Origin of the sequence: Brevibacterium sp. Mu109, assembly GCF_900169375.1 — a bacterium.
GTDB lineage: Bacteria > Actinomycetota > Actinomycetes > Actinomycetales > Brevibacteriaceae > Brevibacterium > Brevibacterium yomogidense_A.
Window position 1 is genome coordinate 128,781 of the sequence record NZ_FXZF01000002.1, and the last position, 17,271, is coordinate 146,051.

Consider the following 17,271-nt stretch of genomic DNA (forward strand, 5'->3'; position numbering starts at 1 on the left):
CCTCACTCACTGCCGAGGTCCCGATGCCGGACCGAGACCCGCACGCCCGTCGCCTGGCGCAGGCGGCGGGCGAGCTCTTCTGACATCGCGACGGAGCGGTGCTTGCCGCCCGTGCAGCCCAGTGCGACGGTCGCGAAGGCACGTCCCTCGTCCAGGTACCCGGCGACCGCGGTCGCCAGCGCGCGGGTGTAGTCATCGAGGAATGCGGAGGCGTTCGGCTTCTGGAAGACGTAGTCCGCCACTTCGGAATCCGTGCCGTTGAACGGGCGCAGGTGCGGGACCCAGTGGGGGTTCGGCAGGAACCGCACGTCCGCCACATGATCCGCGTCCTTGGGGATCCCGTACTTGAACCCGAAGCTCAGAACGGTGATGCGCAGTGCATCGCCGCCGTTCTCCGCGAAGGCGCTGCGCACCTCGCGGGCCAGTTCGTGGACGTTGAGGTCGGAGGTGTCGATGACGACGTCCGCCCGGTGGCGCAGGTTCTCCAGGACCGCGCGTTCCGCGGAGATCCCGTCGAGCAGCGTGCCCTCGCCCTGGATGGGATGAGGGCGGCGGACGGATTCGTACCGGCGCACCAGCATGTCGTCACCGGCATCGAGGAAGAGGACCCGCAGGGCGACGCCCTGGTGGAGGTACTCATCGACCGCCGCCGCCAGGTCGGTCCTCTGCGTGCCGCGGCCCCGGATGTCCGTGACGATCGCGACTCTGGGCAGTGCCCCCTCGGCACGACCGACGAGCTCGAGCAGCGCAGGGATCATCTGGGCCGGCAGGTTGTCGACGACGAACCAGTCGAGGTCCTCGAGGACGCGCGCGGCCGTCGTCTTGCCTGCGCCGGACATCCCGGTCACGAGGACGACTTCGGGTTGGTGCCCCCGAGCGGCGGTGTCAGCTGTCATCCTGTGCAGCCCCTTCCTTCAGTCCTTCGTGAATCGTAGCCGCCAGAGCTGCGCCGACACCCTCGGCCTGCTGGAGGTCCTCCACAGAGGCCTTGCGGATCCGTGCGACCGACCCGAACTGCTTGAGGAGAGCCTTCCGCCGGGCGGGCCCGAGTCCTGGGATCGCATCGAGTGCAGATGCCTTGGCAGTCGCGGCCCGCTTCTTCCGATGGTAGGAGATCGCGAAGCGGTGCGCCTCGTCGCGGATCCGCTGCAGCAGGTAGAGCCCTTCGGAGCTGCGGGGGAACACCGTCGGGTAGTCGTCGCCCGGCAGCCAGACCTCCTCGAGCCTCTTCGCGAGGCCCGCGACCGCGATTCCTGCGAGCCCCAGGTCGTCCAGCGCCCTGCGTGCCGCGGACACCTGGGGCGGGCCTCCGTCGACCAGCAGCAGAGACGGACGGTAACCGAAGCGCTCGTCCGGTTCGTCGGAGGCCAGGCTCTCGAGATAGCGGGAGAAGCGTCGGGACACGACGTCGTACATCGCCGACGTGTCGTCGCGCGCCGCCTCTCCGCGCACGGAGAAGTGCCGGTAGTCGCGCTTCTTCGGCAGCCCGTCCTCGAAGACGATCAGGGAGCCGACGACGTCCTGCCCCTGTGTGTGGGAGTTGTCGATGCACTCGATCCGCAGCGGCGGCTCATCGAGTCCGAGCACCTCGTGGACCTCCCGCAGCGCCTCACTGCGGGTCGTGAGATCCGACGCCCTCCGTGTGCGGTGCAGCACCAGCGACTGCTCTGCGTTCTGCCGGACGGTGTCGAGCAGAGCCTTCTTCTCACCACGTTCCGGGACTCTCAGCGTCACGCGACTGCCGCCGCGCCGCTCTCGCAGCCATGCCTCCATCGACCCGGGATCGTCCGGACCGACATCGACGAGCACTTCGGGCGGGACGGCTCTGGGATCCACGTCGCCGTAGGCCTGACGGAGGTAGTCGGAAGTGAGTTCCCCGCGGGTCGTGCCCTCGAGGCGCTCGACGATCCAGCCGCGCTCACCGCGGATCCGGCCGCCGCGCACGTGGAACACCTGGACGGCCGCTTCGAGCTCGTCCAGATGGAGGGCGAAGATGTCGCAGTCCACATTCATGGACAGGACGACGGCGTTCTTCGCCAGCACCGTCTCCAGCGCCTGGATCTGGTCCCTCAGCCGTGCCGCCTGCTCGTAGTCGAGGTCCGCGGCCGCAGCCGCCATCTCCTTCTTCCGGGACGAGATCATCGTGCCCGTCGAACCGGACATGAAGTCGGTGATGCCGCGGATCAGGTCGCGGTGCTCGTCTTCGCTCACCCGGCCGACGCAGGGGGCCGAGCACTTCCCGATGTAGCCCAGCAGGCAGGGCCTGCCGCTGCGCTCCGCGCGCTTGAAGACGCCCGAGGTGCACGTGCGGACCGGGAACACGCGCAGCAGCTGATCGAGGGATTCGCGGATCGCCCAGGCCTGGCCGAAGGGGCCGAAGTAGGTGACGCCCTTCCTGCGTTTTCCCCGTGTCACGTAGACCCGCGGGACACGGTCCTGGGTCGTGATCGCCAGATAGGGGTACGACTTGTCGTCGCGGAACATGACGTTGAACCGCGGGGAGAACTCGCGGATCCACGTCCATTCGAGCTGGAGGGCCTCGACCTCCGTCGTGACGACCGTCCATTCGACCGACGACGCGGAATGGACCATGCGGAACGTGCGCGGGTGCAGTCCGGCCGGATCCGCGAAGTACGAGTTCAGGCGCTGCCGGAGGTTCTTCGCCTTCCCGACGTAGAGGACCCGTCGGTCCTCGTCGCGGAAGCGGTAGACCCCCGCCTGTGTCGGGATCTCCCCCGACGCGGGCCGGTACTCACTGGGGTCCACCGACGCTCCTCCTGCGCAGCAGCTCCGCGATGTACTGGCCCGTGTGGCTGTCCGCCTGCTGCGCGACCTGCTCCGGCGTGCCCTCAGCGACCACGCTGCCGCCGCCGCGGCCGCCCTCCGGACCCATGTCGATGACATGGTCCGCCGATCCGATGACGTCGAGGTTGTGCTCGATGACGAGGACCGTGTTGCCCTTGTCCACGAGACCCTGGAGCACGGCCAGCAGCCGGGAGATGTCCTCGAAGTGGAGGCCGGTCGTCGGCTCGTCGAGGACGTAGACGGTGCGCCCGCGGGTGCGCTTCTGCAGTTCGGAGGCCAGCTTGACGCGCTGCGCCTCACCGCCGGACAGCGTCGTCGCCGGCTGTCCGAGGCGCACGTAGCCGAGCCCCACCTCCACGAGGGTCCGCAGATGGCGGGAGATCGCCGGAACCGCCTCGAAGAACTCCGCGGCCTCGTCGATCGGCATGTCGAGGACCTCTGCGATCGACCTGCCCTTGAACGTGGCTTCGAGGGTCTCCCGGTTGTAGCGGGCCCCTTCGCAGACCTCGCACGGGACGTAGACGTCCGGCAGGAAGTTCATCTCGATCTTGATCGTGCCGTCGCCCTTGCAGTTCTCGCAGCGGCCGCCCTTCACGTTGAAGGAGAACCGGCCCGGCTGGTAGCCGCGGACACGGGAGACCTCTGTCTCGGAGAAGAGCCTGCGGACATGGTCGAACACCCCGGTGTAGGTGGCGGGGTTGGACCGCGGTGTGCGTCCGATCGGCGACTGGTCGACGTGGATGACCTTGTCCAGGTTCTCCAGACCCGTGATCCGCTTGTGTCGACCGGGCACCCGGCGAGCCTTGTTGAGCCTGTTCGCGAGCTCCGTGTAGAGGATGTCGTTGACCAGGGTGGACTTGCCCGATCCGGACACGCCGGTGATGGCGGTGAATACGCCCAGCGGGAAGTCGACCGTCACGTCCTTGAGGTTGTTCTCCCGGGCCCGTTCCACGGTGACGACACGATCCGGGTCCACGGGGCGCCGCGCCGCCGGCAGCGGGATGAATGAGCGGCCGGAGAGGTAGTCGCCGGTGATGGACCGCGGCGCGTCGACGATGCCCGCGACCGGTCCCGAGTACACGATCTCGCCGCCGTGCTCACCGGCGCGCGGACCGATGTCGACCATCCAGTCCGCGGATTCGATCGTCTCCTCGTCGTGCTCGACGACGATGAGGGTGTTCCCGAGGTCGCGCAGCTTCGCGAGCGTCCCGATGAGGCGACGGTTGTCCCTCTGGTGCAGACCGATGCTGGGTTCGTCGAGGACGTAGAGGACCCCCACGAGCCCCGATCCGATCTGCGTCGCGAGCCGGATCCGCTGCGCTTCGCCGCCGGACAGGGTGCCGGCGGTCCGGTCGAGGCTCAGGTAGTCCAGGCCCACATCGAGCAGGAACCGGAGGCGAGCACTGATCTCCTTCATGACCTGCGCCGCGATGGCGGCGTCGCGCTCCGACAGGGTGAGCCCGTCGAGGAACACGGCCGCCTCATCGATGGGCAGGGCGGAGACCTGTGCGATCGAGCGGTCGCCCACCGTCACCGCGAGCACCTCCGGCCGCAGCCGCGCGCCTGCGCACACGGCGCACGGGATCTCCCGCATGTACGCCTCATAGCGTTCGCGCGAGGCATCCGATTCCGTCTCCTCGTGCTTGCGGAGGATGTACTGGAAGACGCCCTCGAAGCCCGTCGAGTACTTGCGCTCCCGGCCGAACCGGTTCCGGTACCGGACCTGGACCTTGTAGTCCTTCCCCTCGAGCAGAGCGGTGCGGGCGGATGAGGACAGGTCCTTCCAGGGAGTCGTCATGTCGAAGCCCAGCTCATCGCCGAGCCCCTTGACGATCCGCAGGAAGTACTGCGCCGTCGTCTTGCCGGTGGCCCACGGGGCGATCGCGCCCTCTGTGAGCGAGAGGTCCTCGTCCGGGATGACGAGCGATTCGTCGACGCTCAGCTTGGTGCCGATCCCGTCGCATGCCGGGCAGGCGCCGAACGGAGAATTGAACGAGAAGGTGCGCGGTTCGATCTCGTCGAGGACCAGGGGGTGGTCGTTGGGGCACCGGAGGTTCTCCGAATAGGTGCGCACTGTGCCTTCGTCGACGAGGTCGACGTCGATCCGACCCTCCGAGAGGGCCAGGCCCGTCTCCACGGAGTCGGCCAGCCGCTGCCGGATGCCATCGCGGACGACGATGCGGTCGACGATCACGGAGATCGAGTGCTTGTACTGCTTCTTCAGCTCCGGCGGGTCGTCCAGGCGGATCTGCTCCCCGTCGACCATCGCCCGCGAGTACCCCTGGGCCAGGAGCTTCGGGAAGAGGTCCTTGAACTCGCCCTTCCGGTCGCGGACGAGCGGTGCGAGCACCACCAGCTTGGTGCGCTCGGGCAGTTCGAGGAGGCGGTCGACGATCTGCTGGGGGCTCTGCTTCTCGATCACCTCCCCGCAGGTCGGGCAGTGCGGGACGCCGATGCGCGCCCAGAGGAGACGGAGGAAGTCATGGACCTCCGTGATCGTGCCGACGGTCGAGCGCGGATTCTTCGATGTCGACTTCTGATCGATCGAGACCGCCGGGGACAGCCCCTCGATGAAGTCGACGTCCGGCTTGTCGACCTGCCCCAGGAACTGCCGCGCGTAGGCGGACAGGGATTCGACGTACCTGCGCTGGCCCTCCGCGAAGATCGTGTCGAACGCCAGGGACGACTTGCCGGAACCGCTCAGCCCGGTGAACACCACCATCGAGTCGCGCGGGATGGTGACCGACGCGTCCTTGAGGTTGTGGGCACGAGCGCCCTCGACGCGGATGACCGGGGCATCGTCGTCGAGGGACGACGTGTGCGCCGGGGCCACGGTGGTCTTCTTCACGGAGTTCTGCGGAGTCACGCCCCCACTCTAGTCACCGGGACGGACACGCTCACGCCTCTGTGAGCGGACCCACCCCGTCGATCCGCACCACGGCCTCGCCCGCCTCGTCGCTGGCGTCGAGGTCGACGGTCGCGCGGATCGCCCAATCGCGGTCTCCGTCCGGATCTGCGAGGGTCTGCTGCACGGACCAGGTGCGTCCCGATTCCGTGATCCTCACCATCGCGGCGGACCGTGCGTTCGCGTCGATCCCCAGCTCTCCGTACTCGTCGTAGAAGGATTCGATCGCGTCCTCCCACTCGCGGGTGCCCCACCCCGATTCGGCGTCGAGCGCACCGAGCTCCCGATAGGCCGCGCGCTCCGCCAGGAGGACGCGGTGGAAGAGTGCGTTGCGCACCGCGGCGGTGAAGCGGCGGGTATCGGAGGTGAATGTCCTCTCCAGCGCATTCAGCGCGACGTCCGGGAGCTCCTCCCCCGGTTCCGTGAGCTTCGCCCACTCCTCGACGAGGCTGGAATCGACCCGGACGACCAGATCACCCAGCCATTCGATGATCGCGTCCAGCTCCTCGCCCCGCCGGTCGACCGGGACGGTCTGCACCAGTGCCCGCCACACGTCGAGGAGGTAGCGGAGCAGACCCCCCTCCACCCGGCTGATCCCGTAGTAGGCGACGAACTGCGAGAAGTTCATCGACTGCTCGATCATGTCGGCGACGATCGCCTTCGGCTCGATGCCGATCTCCCGCACCCACGGCGCGGCCTCCGCGTAGGACTCGAACGCCGCTTCGAGGACCTCGCCGTTGGGCCGCGGCACGTCGAGCTCATCGAGGATGGCCATGCGCTCCGTGTACTCGACCCCGTCCGCCTTGAGTGCGGCGAGCTCGTCGCCCTTCACCCGGTCCAGCTGCCCGCGGATGATGTGGTGCTGGATCTGCGTCGTCGCCTCGATGACGCTCAGCGCGTCCATGGCCCACGTCTCGGACTCCGAGTCGAAGAGATCCAGAGCGGCCAGCGCGAAGGGACTGAGCGGCTGATTCAGCGCGAAGTCGGGACCGAGGTCCTCGCTCAACCGGTACTCGCTCCGTCCCTCGCCGCCGTCGACGCGCTCGACGACCCCTCCGGCGATGAGGCTGCGCCCCACCCGCAGTGCGCGGAGCATGAGGTCGAGCTTCCGATCCCGCGTCTCGTGCGTGCGCTCGAGGAAGTCCCTGATCGTGTCGATCCCGGCGCGCGGGCGCGCCAGCAGGTTCACGATCGTCGAGTGCGTGATGCGCATGTGCGAGCGCAGCTGCTCCGGCGTGCCGTGGATGAGGTTCTCGAACGTCTGCTCCGACCAGCCGACGAAGCCCTCCGGCGCCTGCTTGCGCTTGAGCTTCTTCCGCTTCTTCGGGTCGTCACCGGCCTTGGCGACCGCGATGGCGTTCTCGATCTCGTGCTCCGGCGCCTGGACGACGACGTAGCCGACCGCGTCGAAGCCCGCGCGTCCCGCCCGCCCGGAGATCTGCTGGAACTCCCGGACCTGCAGCTGCCGCACGCGGCGGCCGTCGAACTTCGTGAGCGAGGTGAGCAGCACCGTGCGGATCGGCACGTTGATGCCCACTCCCAGGGTGTCCGTCCCGCAGACGACGCTCAGCAGTCCCTTGAGCGTGAGGTGCTCGACCAGCCTGCGGTACCGCGGCAGCATGCCCGCGTGGTGCACGCCGACGCCGGCGAGCACCAGGCGGCGCAGCGTGACTCCGAAGCCCTTGCCGAAGCGGAAGCCCCGGACCTCCTCGGCGATCAGATCCCGCTGGGCGCGCGTCGTGAGATTGGCGGCGACGATGGACTGCGCGAGCTCGATCGTGCGGGCCTGGACGAAGGACACGACATAGACCGGTGCGCGGTCCTCGGCCACGAGCTGTGCGAGCTTCTCCAACAGCGCCGTCCGGGAGTAGTCGTACTCGAGCGGGACGGGGCGCTCCGCCGAACCGACGTACGCGGTGTCGCGGCCCGTGAGGTCGGTGAGCCGCTGCTGGATCTCCGTCGTGTCGCCCAGCGTCGCGGACATGAGCACGAACTGCGACTGCGGCATCTCGAGCAGCGGCACCTGCCATGCCCACCCGCGCTGGGGGTCGCCGAAGTAGTGGAACTCGTCCATGACGACCAGTGCGACGTCGAGATTGGCACCTTCGCGCAGCGCGTGGTTGGCCAGGATCTCCGCCGTCGCGCAGATGACGGGGGCATCCGCGTTCACAGAGCTGTCGCCCGTCACCATGCCGACGTTCTCCCGGCCCAGCGCCTCGACGAGGGAGAAGAACTTCTCGCTCACCAGTGCCTTGAGCGGAGCCGTGTAGTACGCGGTGCGCCCGGTGGACACCGCGTAGTAGAGCGCCGCGAGCGCGACCATGGACTTCCCCGAACCGGTCGGTGTGGCGACGATCGTGTTCTCGCCGGCCAGGACGGAGAGGATCGCCTCCTCCTGCGCCGGGTACAGCGTCAGGCCCTGCTCCCTCGTATGGGCTTCGAACATGTCCCACACGGTGTCGGCGTCCGCGAAGTCGTCGGGTATGTGCGGGAGTCGGGACACGGAGGGGCTCCTGGAGGGTCTTCGGGGTTAGTCTCGGATCACGATGCGCTCACACGCACCGCTACGAGTATCCCACCAGTCCCACCTCGACACACAGGAGAGCCATGGCAGTCTTCGCCGTCACCTACACGTACGGTCCTGACACGGACACCCGGATGAGCATCCGTCCCGCACACCGCGAGTGGCAGGCAGCGCAGCTGGAGGCGGGCACCCTGCTCGCCTCCGGTCCGCTCGAGGACGAGCTCACGCCCGGGGGCCTCCTGATCATGCGGGGCGAGTCGAAGGACCAGATCAGTCAGCTGCTGGCGCAGGATCCCTACCACGACGCGGGCGTCATCGCGGAGACGCTCGTGCGGTCGTGGACGCCGGTGTTCGGGCCGTTCGAGGCCTGACGCTCCTCGTGCCGCTGGGCACGCACGCCGAGGCGCCGGTCACCCACGAGGGTGACCGGCGCCTCAGCGTCTGGGGAGGGGAGGTCAGTCCCTGCGCAGGGACGCCTCCTCGTTGCGCCGCATCGCGATGAGGCTGGCGATCGTGGCGACCAGCATCGCTGTGACGATGAAGCCCAGCGACATCCACGTGTTGATGACGGGCACCTGCGACGTGAAGGCGTCCGGCAGCCAGTCCGTCTCGTGGAGGGCGTGGAGGAACAGCTTCACGCCGATGAACGCGAGGATCGCGGCGATGCCGTAGTGGAGGTAGGGCAGCTTGTCGAGCAGACCACCCAGCAGGAAGTAGAGCTGGCGCAGGCCCATGAGCGCGAACACGTTCGCCGTGAACACGAGGAAGGTGTCCTGGGTGATGCCGAAGATCGCGGGGATCGAATCGAGCGCGAACATGATGTCGGTCGTGCCGATCGCGACGAACACGATGAGCATCGGGGTCCAGAACTTCTTCCCGTCGATCGTCACGCGCAGCTTGTTGTCGTGGTATTCGTCGGCGATGTTGATGCGCTTGCGGAGGAAGCGGATGAAGCCGTTCTCCGCGTCTTCGTCGTCGTCACCGCTGAAGGCCTGCTTCCACGCGGTCCACAGGAGGAAGACGCCGAAGATGAAGAAGACCTCGATGAAGCTCTCGATGATCGCGGCGCCGGCGAGGATGAAGATGCCGCGGAAGATCAGCGCCAGGATGATGCCCACCATGAGCACCTGCTGCTGGTACTTCTTGGGCACCGCGAAGCCGGTCATGATGATGACGAAGACGAACAGGTTGTCGATGCTGAGGCTGTACTCCGTCAACCAGCCGGCGAGGAACTCACCGCCGCGCTGCGCGTCGCCCATCGCGAAGAGGATCCCGGCGAAGACGAGCGCGAGTGCCACGTAGAAGGCGACCCAGAGAGAGGCCTCCTTCATGGAGGGCGTGTGCGGCCGTTTGACGACGAGGAGGAGGTCCGCGACGAGGATCAGCACGAGCACGACGCTCGAGACGACCTCGAACACGTGATAGGGATCCTGGAAGAACTCTTGCATGGGGGCCTTTCAGAGGAGTGGTGCGCATCATGCGGTCGAAAGTCTCTCCCACGGTCCCGGTTCGGGCCGCTCCACATCCGGATCGCGCCGTGCTGCGATCGTGATGACGAACGTGGATGAGCGAGGGATACTCCCCTTCAACGACGCCTCATCGTACACGTCTCACGCGTGGCCCGCCTCCTTCATCTGCCGCAGTTCGCGTTTGAGGTCGCCCAGTTCGTCGCGCAGCCGCGCCGCGAGCTCGAACTGCAGGTCCGCCGCCGCGGCGTGCATCTGGTCGGTCAGCGAGGCGATGAGCTCGACCAGATCCTCCGCGGGCGGCGCCAGCGGGGCTCCGTCGGACTTGCTGCGTTCGAAGGCGGCGCGCTGCTCGTCCGTGATCGTCGCGTTGAAGCCCCGCTTGCCCTTGCCGTAGTCGAATTCTGAGAGGATCTCGCGGGTGTCCGCGTCCTCCCGGCGGAGGCGCTCCGTGATGTCGGACAGCTTCTTCACCAGCGGCTGCGGGTCGATGCCGTGCTCCTCGTTGTGCTTCCGCTGGACCTCGCGCCGTCGGTCCGTCTCATCGATCGCCTGCCGCATCGACCGTGTGATCGTGTCCGCGTACATGTGGACTTCGCCGTGCAGGTTGCGCGCGGCGCGTCCGATCGTCTGGATGAGTGAGGTCGCGGACCGCAGGAAGCCCTCCTTGTCCGCGTCCAGGATCGACACGAGGGAGACCTCCGGGAGGTCGAGGCCCTCACGGAGGAGGTTGATGCCGACGAGCACGTCGAAGTCGCCTGCCCGCAGCTCACTGAGCAGCTCCACCCTGCGGAGGGTGTCGACATCGGAGTGCAGGTATTCGACGCGCACGTCGTGCTCGAGGAGGTAGTCCGTGAGGTCCTCAGCCATCTTCTTCGTCAGAGTCGTGACGAGCACGCGCTCGTTCCGCTCGACGCGCACCCGGATCTGCTCCAGCAGGTCGTCGATCTGCCCGCGGGTGGGCTTCACCGTCACCTTCGGGTCGATGAGTCCGGTCGGACGGATGATCTGCTCGACGTAGCCGTTCGCGCGCTCCAGCTCGAAGGGGCCGGGGGTCGCGGAGAGGTACACGGTCTGGCCGATCCGCTCGAGGAACTCGTTGAACTTCAGCGGCCGGTTGTCCATCGCACTGGGCAGCCGGAACCCGTGGTCCACGAGGGTGCGCTTGCGCGACATGTCCCCCTCGTACATCCCGCCGATCTGCGGGATCGTCGCATGGGATTCGTCGATCACCAGGAGGAAGTCCTCCGGGAAGTAGTCGAGCAGGCAGTTGGGCGCCGTGCCGCCGGCGCGCCCGTCGATGTGCCGCGAGTAGTTCTCGATGCCGGAGGTGAAGCCCATCGACCGCATCATCTCGAGGTCGTACGTGGTGCGCATCTGCAGCCGCTGGGCCTCGATCAGCTTGTTCTGCCCCTCCAGCTCCTGGAGGCGGTCCGCGAGCTCCTGCTCGATGTCCGTGATGGCACGGCCCATCCGCTCTTCGCCGGCGACGTAGTGGCTGGCCGGGAAGATGTGGACGACCTCCTCCTGCCGCACGATCTCGCCCGTGAGCGGGTGGAGGGTGTAGAGGGCCTCGATCTCATCGCCGAAGAACTCGATGCGCAGCGCCAGCTCCTCGTACTGCGGGATGATCTCCACCGTGTCGCCGCGCACCCGGAAGGTGCCCCGGGTGAACGCCATGTCGTTGCGCGAGTACTGCATCGAGACGAACCGCTTCAGCAGTTCGTCACGATCGAGTTCATCGCCAATCTTCAGCGACACCATGCGGTCGACGTACTCCTCCGGGGTGCCCAGGCCGTAGATGCAGCTGACGGTCGACACGACGACCACGTCGCGCCGGGTGAGCAGGGAGTTGGTGGCCGAGTGCCGCAGCCGCTCCACTTCGTCGTTGATCGACGAGTCCTTCTCGATGAAGGTGTCCGTCTGCGGGACGTACGCCTCCGGCTGGTAGTAGTCGTAGTAGGAGACGAAGTATTCGACGGCGTTGTTCGGCAGCAGCTGGCGGAACTCGTTCGCGAGCTGCGCTGCGAGCGTCTTGTTGTGGGCCATGATCAGCGTGGGGCGCTGGATGCGCTCGATCAGCCAAGCGGTCGTCGCGGACTTGCCCGTGCCGGTCGCACCCAGCAGCACGACGTCCTTCTCCCCCCGATCCAGCCTCTCCGTCATGTCCGCGATGGCAGCGGGCTGATCACCGGAGGGCTGATAGTCGGACACCACGTCGAACGGTGCGACGGAGCGGACGATCTCCGGACGGTGCCCCACCCGCGGGACGGGCCTCTGCGGAGCGTCCTGGGGGCGTGAGTCGGGTGGCTGCGCAGTCATACGGTTCACGATAGCGCGCCACACGGACACGGGGAGAGGACTCCGCTCGTCCGCAGCGACCGCTGGTCGGCCCAGACTCGTGAGATCGGCCTAGACTCGTGAGAGGTACGACATACCCACTCATGAGGAGGAATCGATGGACACGGTCTCGAAGGCGCACACGGTCTGGCGCGGCACGCTTCCCGAGGGCTCGGGATCCGTCTCGCTGGACAGCTCCGGCTCCGGCACGCTCGGCGTGACGTGGGCCGCGCGGGCAGAGGGCGCCAACGGCGCGACGACGCCGGAGGAGCTGATCGGTGCCGCTCACTCCGCATGCTTCTCCATGGCGCTGTCGAACGCCCTCACGCAGCAGGGAACGCCTCCCGAAGAGCTCTCGACCGGCGCGGATGTCAGCTTCTCCCCCGCGAACGGGATCACCGGTATCCATCTGTACGCCGTCGGTGCCGTACCGGGCCTGTCCGAGGAGGACTTCCGCACTGCCGCACAGAAGGCGAAGAAGGACTGCCCCGTCTCCCGCGCCCTCAAGGGCGTCTCGATCGACCTCACCGCCTCGCTGCGCTGAGGTCGGGCTGGAGAGGTCCGGCTGGGGAGGGCTCAGCCGGACCTCAGCCGGAGCGACCTCAGCTGACGGAGACGAACGCCGGGCGCCCCGGATCGGTGTGTGCGTACCGCTCCGTCGCTGCGTGCGGCGCTGCATCCTCCGCGACGGGTGCGAACCCCACATCGGCGAGAACGCTGCGCACGCGGGACGCGGTGTCTCCGTCCACCACCGAGAGAGCGATCTCCACGCCCTGGGGCCCGGGCTCATGGGTGGCCGTGCACGTCATCCCGGCAGCGGACGCGGCGCGTTCGATCCGGGCGACCAGGCGCGCCCCCGCCGCCTCCTGCGCCTCCGAGGACGTCTCCCCCGCCGCGAGCTCAGACGGCTGTGCGGGAGTTCCCGCCGCACGATGGCGGCGGAACGGTTCGATCCGCTCCTCCCACAGTGTGCTGAACCGCGCCTCGAGCTGCTGCTCGGTGGTCGAGTTGTCGAGGATCGCGTCGCAGGCGCGGCGACGCTGCTCGTCAGCGGCCTGTGCACGGATGCGCCGCAGCGCGTCCTCGCGGTCGAGCCCCCGGCTCGTCGTGAGGCGCTCGAGGCGGATGTCCTCCGACACGTCGACGAGGACGCTCAGGTGATAGCGCGCGGTCATCCCGTTCTCCACGAGGAGCGGGACGTCGTGGACGACGACGCCGTGGTCGGCCAGTTCGGCCATGCGCGCGTGCGTCCGGTCACCGATCGCCGGATGCATGATCGCGTTCAGGGCCGCGGTGCGATCCGCCGAGGCGAAGGCCGCCGTGGCCAGCGCCGCCCGATCCAGCTCGCCCGCCTCCGTGAGGATCCCGTCTCCGAACTCCCCCGTGAGCGCAAGGAGAGCGGGTTCTCCGGGCTCCACGACCTCGCGGGCGATCGCGTCGGCATCCACCACCGCCGCACCGCGGGACCGGAAGAGGGAGGCCACCGTTGATTTTCCGGCGCCGATCCCCCCTGTCAGTCCGATGAGCAGGGGGCCGAGCGCGCGCTGAGAGTCCGTCATGGGCTCAAGCCTACGACGCGTCGTCGATCCCCCGGAGGTCGACGACCCAGACGTCTGCGACGAGTTCCGCTCGTGCACCCGGCGTCTGCGCGAGCAGGCCCGCGAGTTCGTCCGCGGGCCAGTGCAGCAGAGGCGGATCGACGGGGATGAGGACGAAATCGGTGCCGCCCGCGCGGATGCCGCGGACGGCCTCGGCGGTCCGGCCCTCGTCGAAGTCCCGGACCGCGGTCTGCTCCTCGTCGCGCAGGAGCTGATCCAGCGGATCGAGCAGCGCCTGGTACGTCACCGCGTGGCTGTCGGTGCCGCCGATGAAGTAGCCGCCGGTCTCCCGATAGTGCATCCCCGTCACCGCCTGCCACACCATGGACTGCGCGTAGTCCGCCTCTGCGACCGCCCGTGGGGTGGGCAGTGCCTTCACCACCGCTCCGGCGGGGATCGTGTCGGTGACCGCATCCGATGTGAAGAAGCGCGGCACGGTGATGTCGCGGGTGGGGACCGCGACGGGAGCGATCAGCACGCAGGTCAGGAGCACTGCGGCGAAGGGACCCAGACTCGCGGCACCGCGGATGCGCTCACCAGCCGCGCGGCGCCTGTGCGCGTCCCGCAGCGCATGGTGCAGCAGCACTGCGGTCAGCGCACTCAGGCACAGCACCACGTGCACCGCCAGGCGCATCGGGAGGATGTTCATGAGGACGGGTATGTGCTCGATGACGCGGAACGGGCCCGGGGTCGGCACCTCGGCTCCGAAGACCCGCAGCGGCGACCCCATCGACAGCAGCCACATGAGGACCACGGTGACCGCGAGCACGCGCACGAGGCCCCCATGACGCGCGCTGCGGCGGTGCCGGACGACGGCCCAGACCGCGACGACGAGCCACGCGACGGACACGTATCCGCCGATCTCCGCCGGATCGATGTGCAGCACGCGGGGGATGTCCGGGACCAGGCCGTGGCCCGGAGCGAACAGGGGAGGAACGACGAGGTCGGCGAGGTCGTTGTTCCAGACGCCGTGGGGACGGATCGCGCCGTCCGGCCGGTTCGGTGCGTTCGCCATCGTCATGAGGAGAGGAGACGCCAGCAGGAGGGCGGTGACGACCGCCGCCCCGCTCGCGGCGAGGGTCGGCACGAGGCGGGGCAGGATCCTGCGACGGAGCACTGCGGCGATCGCGAGCACACCTGTGAGCGCTGCGAGGAAAGTCCCTGCGAGGAGCTCGCTGGACATGTAGAACTGCCAGCCGATCGCTCCGCCCAGCAGCACGCCCCAGGGCACGAGCGCGGCGACCCGTGCGCGGGCGGCTCCTCCGCCGGGACCGACCGCCGCCTGCCAGAGGAACGCCGCGACCAGCGGAGGGAGGACCGCGAAGCTGAGGTTGAGGTGTCCCCCGGCCTGTGCGATCAGGTACGGGGAGAAGCCGTAGAGCGCAGCGCCGATGAACGCGGGGAGGCGATCTGCGAAGCGTGTGAGGAACAGCGCCGCCGCGAGCGATGCGGCCACGGGTGAGGCGATGATCGCCACGTTGTAGGCGACGACGGGGCCCCACAGCCAGGTGATCGGGGCCAGCGGCACCGTGAGGCCGAGCGCGCCGGTGTTCCATGCGCCGTTGACCCCATCGGGCCAATTCATCTGGACGGTGTAGAGGAATCCGCTGGCGCCGGAGCCTGCGCCGAACAGGGACGCGACGGCGTCCGCACCGTTCGCGAACCACCACACGAAGAGCGACGTGTCATCGTTCTCCGCATATACGCGGCCCCCGGGCTCCGCGAGCAGGCCGCGGAACGTGAGGAGCGCGAGTGCGATGAGGACCGCGGCGAAGATCAGCCACGGCCGCAGGCGCTCACGCAGCAGCGGAGTCGTGCGGGCCTGAGACGGAGAGAACTCCCGGACCGTGGTCCGGGAGTTCTCCTGCGTTCTGCTCAAAGTCGATGAGTCAGTCGTCCGGCAGCTCAGCTGCCGGCGAGCTTCTCACGCAGAGCAGCGAGCGCTTCGTCGCTGGCGAGGGTACCGGCATCGGTGACCGGTGCTTCGCTGGCGTAGTTCGCAGCCGGAGTGGGCTCCGAGCTGACGGACGTCGAGGCAGCGGCGTCCGCGTCGGCCGAGATGGCCTTCGCGACCTGCTTCTTGTGCTCTTCCCAGTGCGCCTGAGCCGAAGCGTACTGCTGCTCCCACTCTTCGCGCTGGGTCTCGTAGCCCTCGAGCCATTCGTTGGTCTCCGGGTCGAAGCCCTCCGGGTACTTGTAGTTCCCGTCCTCGTCGTACTCCTGGAGCATGCCGTAGAGCGCGGGGTCGAGGAACTCCTCGGCCTCCGGGTCCACGCCCTCGTTCGCCTGCTTGAGCGAGAGCGAGATGCGGCGGCGGTCCAGGTCGATGTCGATGACCTTGACGTAGATCGTCTCGTCGACGCCCACGACCTGCTCGGGCAGGTCGATGTGGCGCACTGCGAGCTCGGAGATGTGCACGAGGCCCTCGATGCCGTCCTCGACGCGCACGAACGCGCCGAACGGAACCAGCTTCGTGACCTTGCCGGGCACGATCTGACCGATGACGTGGGTCCGTGCGAAGTGCTGCCACGGATCCTCCTGCGTCGCCTTGAGCGACAGCGAGACGCGCTCGCGGTCCATGTCGACGTCCAGGACCTCGACCGTGACCTCGTCGCCCACGGCGACGACCTCGGAGGGGTGCTCGATGTGCTTCCAGGACAGTTCGGACACGTGGACGAGGCCGTCCACGCCGCCGAGGTCCACGAAGGCACCGAAGTTGACGATCGAGGAGACGACGCCCGGACGGACCTGGCCCTTCTGGAGGGTCTGCAGGAAGTCGTGGCGGACCGCGGACTGCGTCTGCTCGAGCCATGCGCGGCGCGACAGGACGACGTTGTTGCGGTTCTTGTCGAGCTCGATGATCTTCGCCTCGACCTCCTGGCCGATGTACGGAGCGAGGTCGCGCACACGGCGCATCTCGACGAGGGACGCCGGCAGGAAGCCGCGCAGTCCGATGTCGACGATGAGACCGCCCTTGACGACCTCGATGACGGTGCCGGTGACGACTCCGTCCTCGTCCTTGATCCGCTCGATGTCGCCCCAGGCGCGCTCGTACTGAGCGCGCTTCTTGGACAGCATCAGCCGTCCGTCCTTGTCTTCCTTGGTGAGGACGAGGGCTTCGAGCGCGTCGCCGACCTCGACGACCTCGGAGGGCTCGACGTCGTGCTTGATCGACAGCTCGCGGGAGAGGATGACGCCTTCGGTCTTGTATCCGATGTCGACGAGCACCTCGTCGCGGTCGACCTTGACGACGGTGCCTTCAACGATGTCGCCGTCGTTGAAGTACTTGATGGTTTCGTCGATGGCGGCGAGGAAGTCTTCCGAGGTGCCGATATCGTTGACGGCAACCTGCTTCTGCTGCGCCGAGCCAGGCGTGGTGGTGGTCATTAGGTAAGGGACTCCGTAGATGGAATGTGGCCCGCGATCCCGGGGGAACGGGGACACGGTCTCGTGATGGGTATTGTGTGTGCGCAGCACCCCGAACTCCACCCGCAGCGTGGCTGCGGTGCGTGGTTTCTGTGCGCGAAGTGCATACAGTCCAATATGCTAGCACCACGAGGGGTGTCAGCGCACGTGCTCATCCCATCCGACCAGCATCGGAGACAGCACCGGATCGGCATCGACCGGGCACGC

General features: G+C 68.0%; 11 protein-coding genes. 2 read left to right on the forward strand and 9 right to left on the reverse strand.

What is annotated here, in order from left to right; translation table 11 throughout:
- Positions 1–2 precede the first annotated feature (2 nt).
- From rapZ to BSP109_RS01955, 4 genes are all read right to left on the reverse strand, one after another.
- The gene (gene rapZ / locus BSP109_RS01940; RefSeq protein ID WP_101599209.1) at positions 3–896 is read right to left on the reverse strand and encodes an RNase adapter RapZ; all 894 of its coding nucleotides are present in this window, start codon (positions 894–896) and stop codon (positions 3–5) included.
- Complete coding sequence (uvrC, locus tag BSP109_RS01945) at positions 886–2,766, reverse strand: excinuclease ABC subunit UvrC (protein ID WP_219618491.1); 1,881 nt, start codon at positions 2,764–2,766, stop codon at positions 886–888. Before uvrC ends, rapZ begins: the two co-directional genes overlap by 11 nt.
- Positions 2,753–5,638 (reverse strand): excinuclease ABC subunit UvrA, encoded by a 2,886-nt coding sequence (uvrA, locus tag BSP109_RS01950; protein WP_219618492.1) that lies wholly within the window; start codon positions 5,636–5,638, stop codon positions 2,753–2,755. Before uvrA ends, uvrC begins: the two co-directional genes overlap by 14 nt.
- A gap of 64 nt (positions 5,639–5,702) precedes the next feature.
- Positions 5,703–8,156 (reverse strand): DEAD/DEAH box helicase, encoded by a 2,454-nt coding sequence (locus BSP109_RS01955; protein ID WP_374700120.1) that lies wholly within the window; start codon positions 8,154–8,156, stop codon positions 5,703–5,705.
- Positions 8,157–8,317: 161 nt separating this feature from the next.
- Between BSP109_RS01955 and BSP109_RS01960 the strand changes: the two genes are divergently transcribed.
- Entirely contained in the window at positions 8,318–8,605 is a 288-nt protein-coding gene (locus BSP109_RS01960; RefSeq protein ID WP_087007335.1) for a YciI family protein, read from the forward strand.
- A gap of 84 nt (positions 8,606–8,689) precedes the next feature.
- Here BSP109_RS01960 and BSP109_RS01965 read toward each other — a convergent pair whose 3' ends face one another.
- Together BSP109_RS01965 and uvrB are read right to left on the reverse strand one after the other, a co-directional pair.
- Positions 8,690–9,682, reverse strand: a complete 993-nt coding sequence (locus BSP109_RS01965; protein ID WP_101599212.1) for a TerC family protein — start codon at positions 9,680–9,682, stop codon at positions 8,690–8,692.
- Between the two features lie 162 nt (positions 9,683–9,844).
- Positions 9,845–12,022, reverse strand: a complete 2,178-nt coding sequence (gene uvrB, locus BSP109_RS01970) for an excinuclease ABC subunit UvrB (protein ID WP_257944515.1) — start codon at positions 12,020–12,022, stop codon at positions 9,845–9,847.
- A gap of 136 nt (positions 12,023–12,158) precedes the next feature.
- Here uvrB and BSP109_RS01975 point away from each other — a divergent pair, with 136 nt between their 5' ends.
- Positions 12,159–12,584: an OsmC family peroxiredoxin gene (locus tag BSP109_RS01975; RefSeq protein WP_101599214.1), complete on the forward strand. Its 426-nt coding sequence runs from the start codon at positions 12,159–12,161 to the stop codon at positions 12,582–12,584.
- Between the two features lie 58 nt (positions 12,585–12,642).
- Here the strand turns inward: BSP109_RS01975 and coaE are convergent, their stop codons facing one another.
- Genes coaE through rpsA form a run of 3 tightly spaced genes read right to left on the reverse strand, consistent with a single transcriptional unit; the run spans position 12,643 to position 17,025 of the window.
- Positions 12,643–13,599: a dephospho-CoA kinase gene (gene coaE, locus BSP109_RS01980; RefSeq protein WP_101599215.1), complete on the reverse strand. Its 957-nt coding sequence runs from the start codon at positions 13,597–13,599 to the stop codon at positions 12,643–12,645.
- A 10-nt stretch (positions 13,600–13,609) separates the two neighbouring features.
- Positions 13,610–15,517: a hypothetical protein gene (locus tag BSP109_RS01985; protein WP_101599216.1), complete on the reverse strand. Its 1,908-nt coding sequence runs from the start codon at positions 15,515–15,517 to the stop codon at positions 13,610–13,612.
- 26 nt (positions 15,518–15,543) lie between these two features.
- Positions 15,544–17,025, reverse strand: coding sequence for a 30S ribosomal protein S1 (rpsA, locus tag BSP109_RS01990; protein WP_101599217.1), 1,482 nt, complete (start codon positions 17,023–17,025; stop codon positions 15,544–15,546).
- Positions 17,026–17,271: the final 246 nt, after the last annotated feature.

Excerpts from the sequence above, each read along its gene's own strand:
- rapZ (WP_101599209.1), bottom strand. The coding sequence starts at position 896 with ATGACAGCTGACACCGCCGCTCGGGGGCACCAACCCGAAGTCGTCCTC.
- BSP109_RS01955 (WP_374700120.1), bottom strand. The coding sequence starts at position 8,156 with ATGTTCGAAGCCCATACGAGGGAGCAGGGCCTGACGCTGTACCCGGCG.
- BSP109_RS01960 (WP_087007335.1), top strand. The coding sequence starts at position 8,318 with ATGGCAGTCTTCGCCGTCACCTACACGTACGGTCCTGACACGGACACC.
- BSP109_RS01965 (WP_101599212.1), bottom strand. The coding sequence starts at position 9,682 with ATGCAAGAGTTCTTCCAGGATCCCTATCACGTGTTCGAGGTCGTCTCG.
- uvrB (WP_257944515.1), bottom strand. The coding sequence starts at position 12,022 with ATGACTGCGCAGCCACCCGACTCACGCCCCCAGGACGCTCCGCAGAGG.
- BSP109_RS01975 (WP_101599214.1), top strand. The coding sequence starts at position 12,159 with ATGGACACGGTCTCGAAGGCGCACACGGTCTGGCGCGGCACGCTTCCC.
- coaE (WP_101599215.1), bottom strand. The coding sequence starts at position 13,599 with ATGACGGACTCTCAGCGCGCGCTCGGCCCCCTGCTCATCGGACTGACA.
- rpsA (WP_101599217.1), bottom strand. The coding sequence starts at position 17,025 with ATGACCACCACCACGCCTGGCTCGGCGCAGCAGAAGCAGGTTGCCGTC.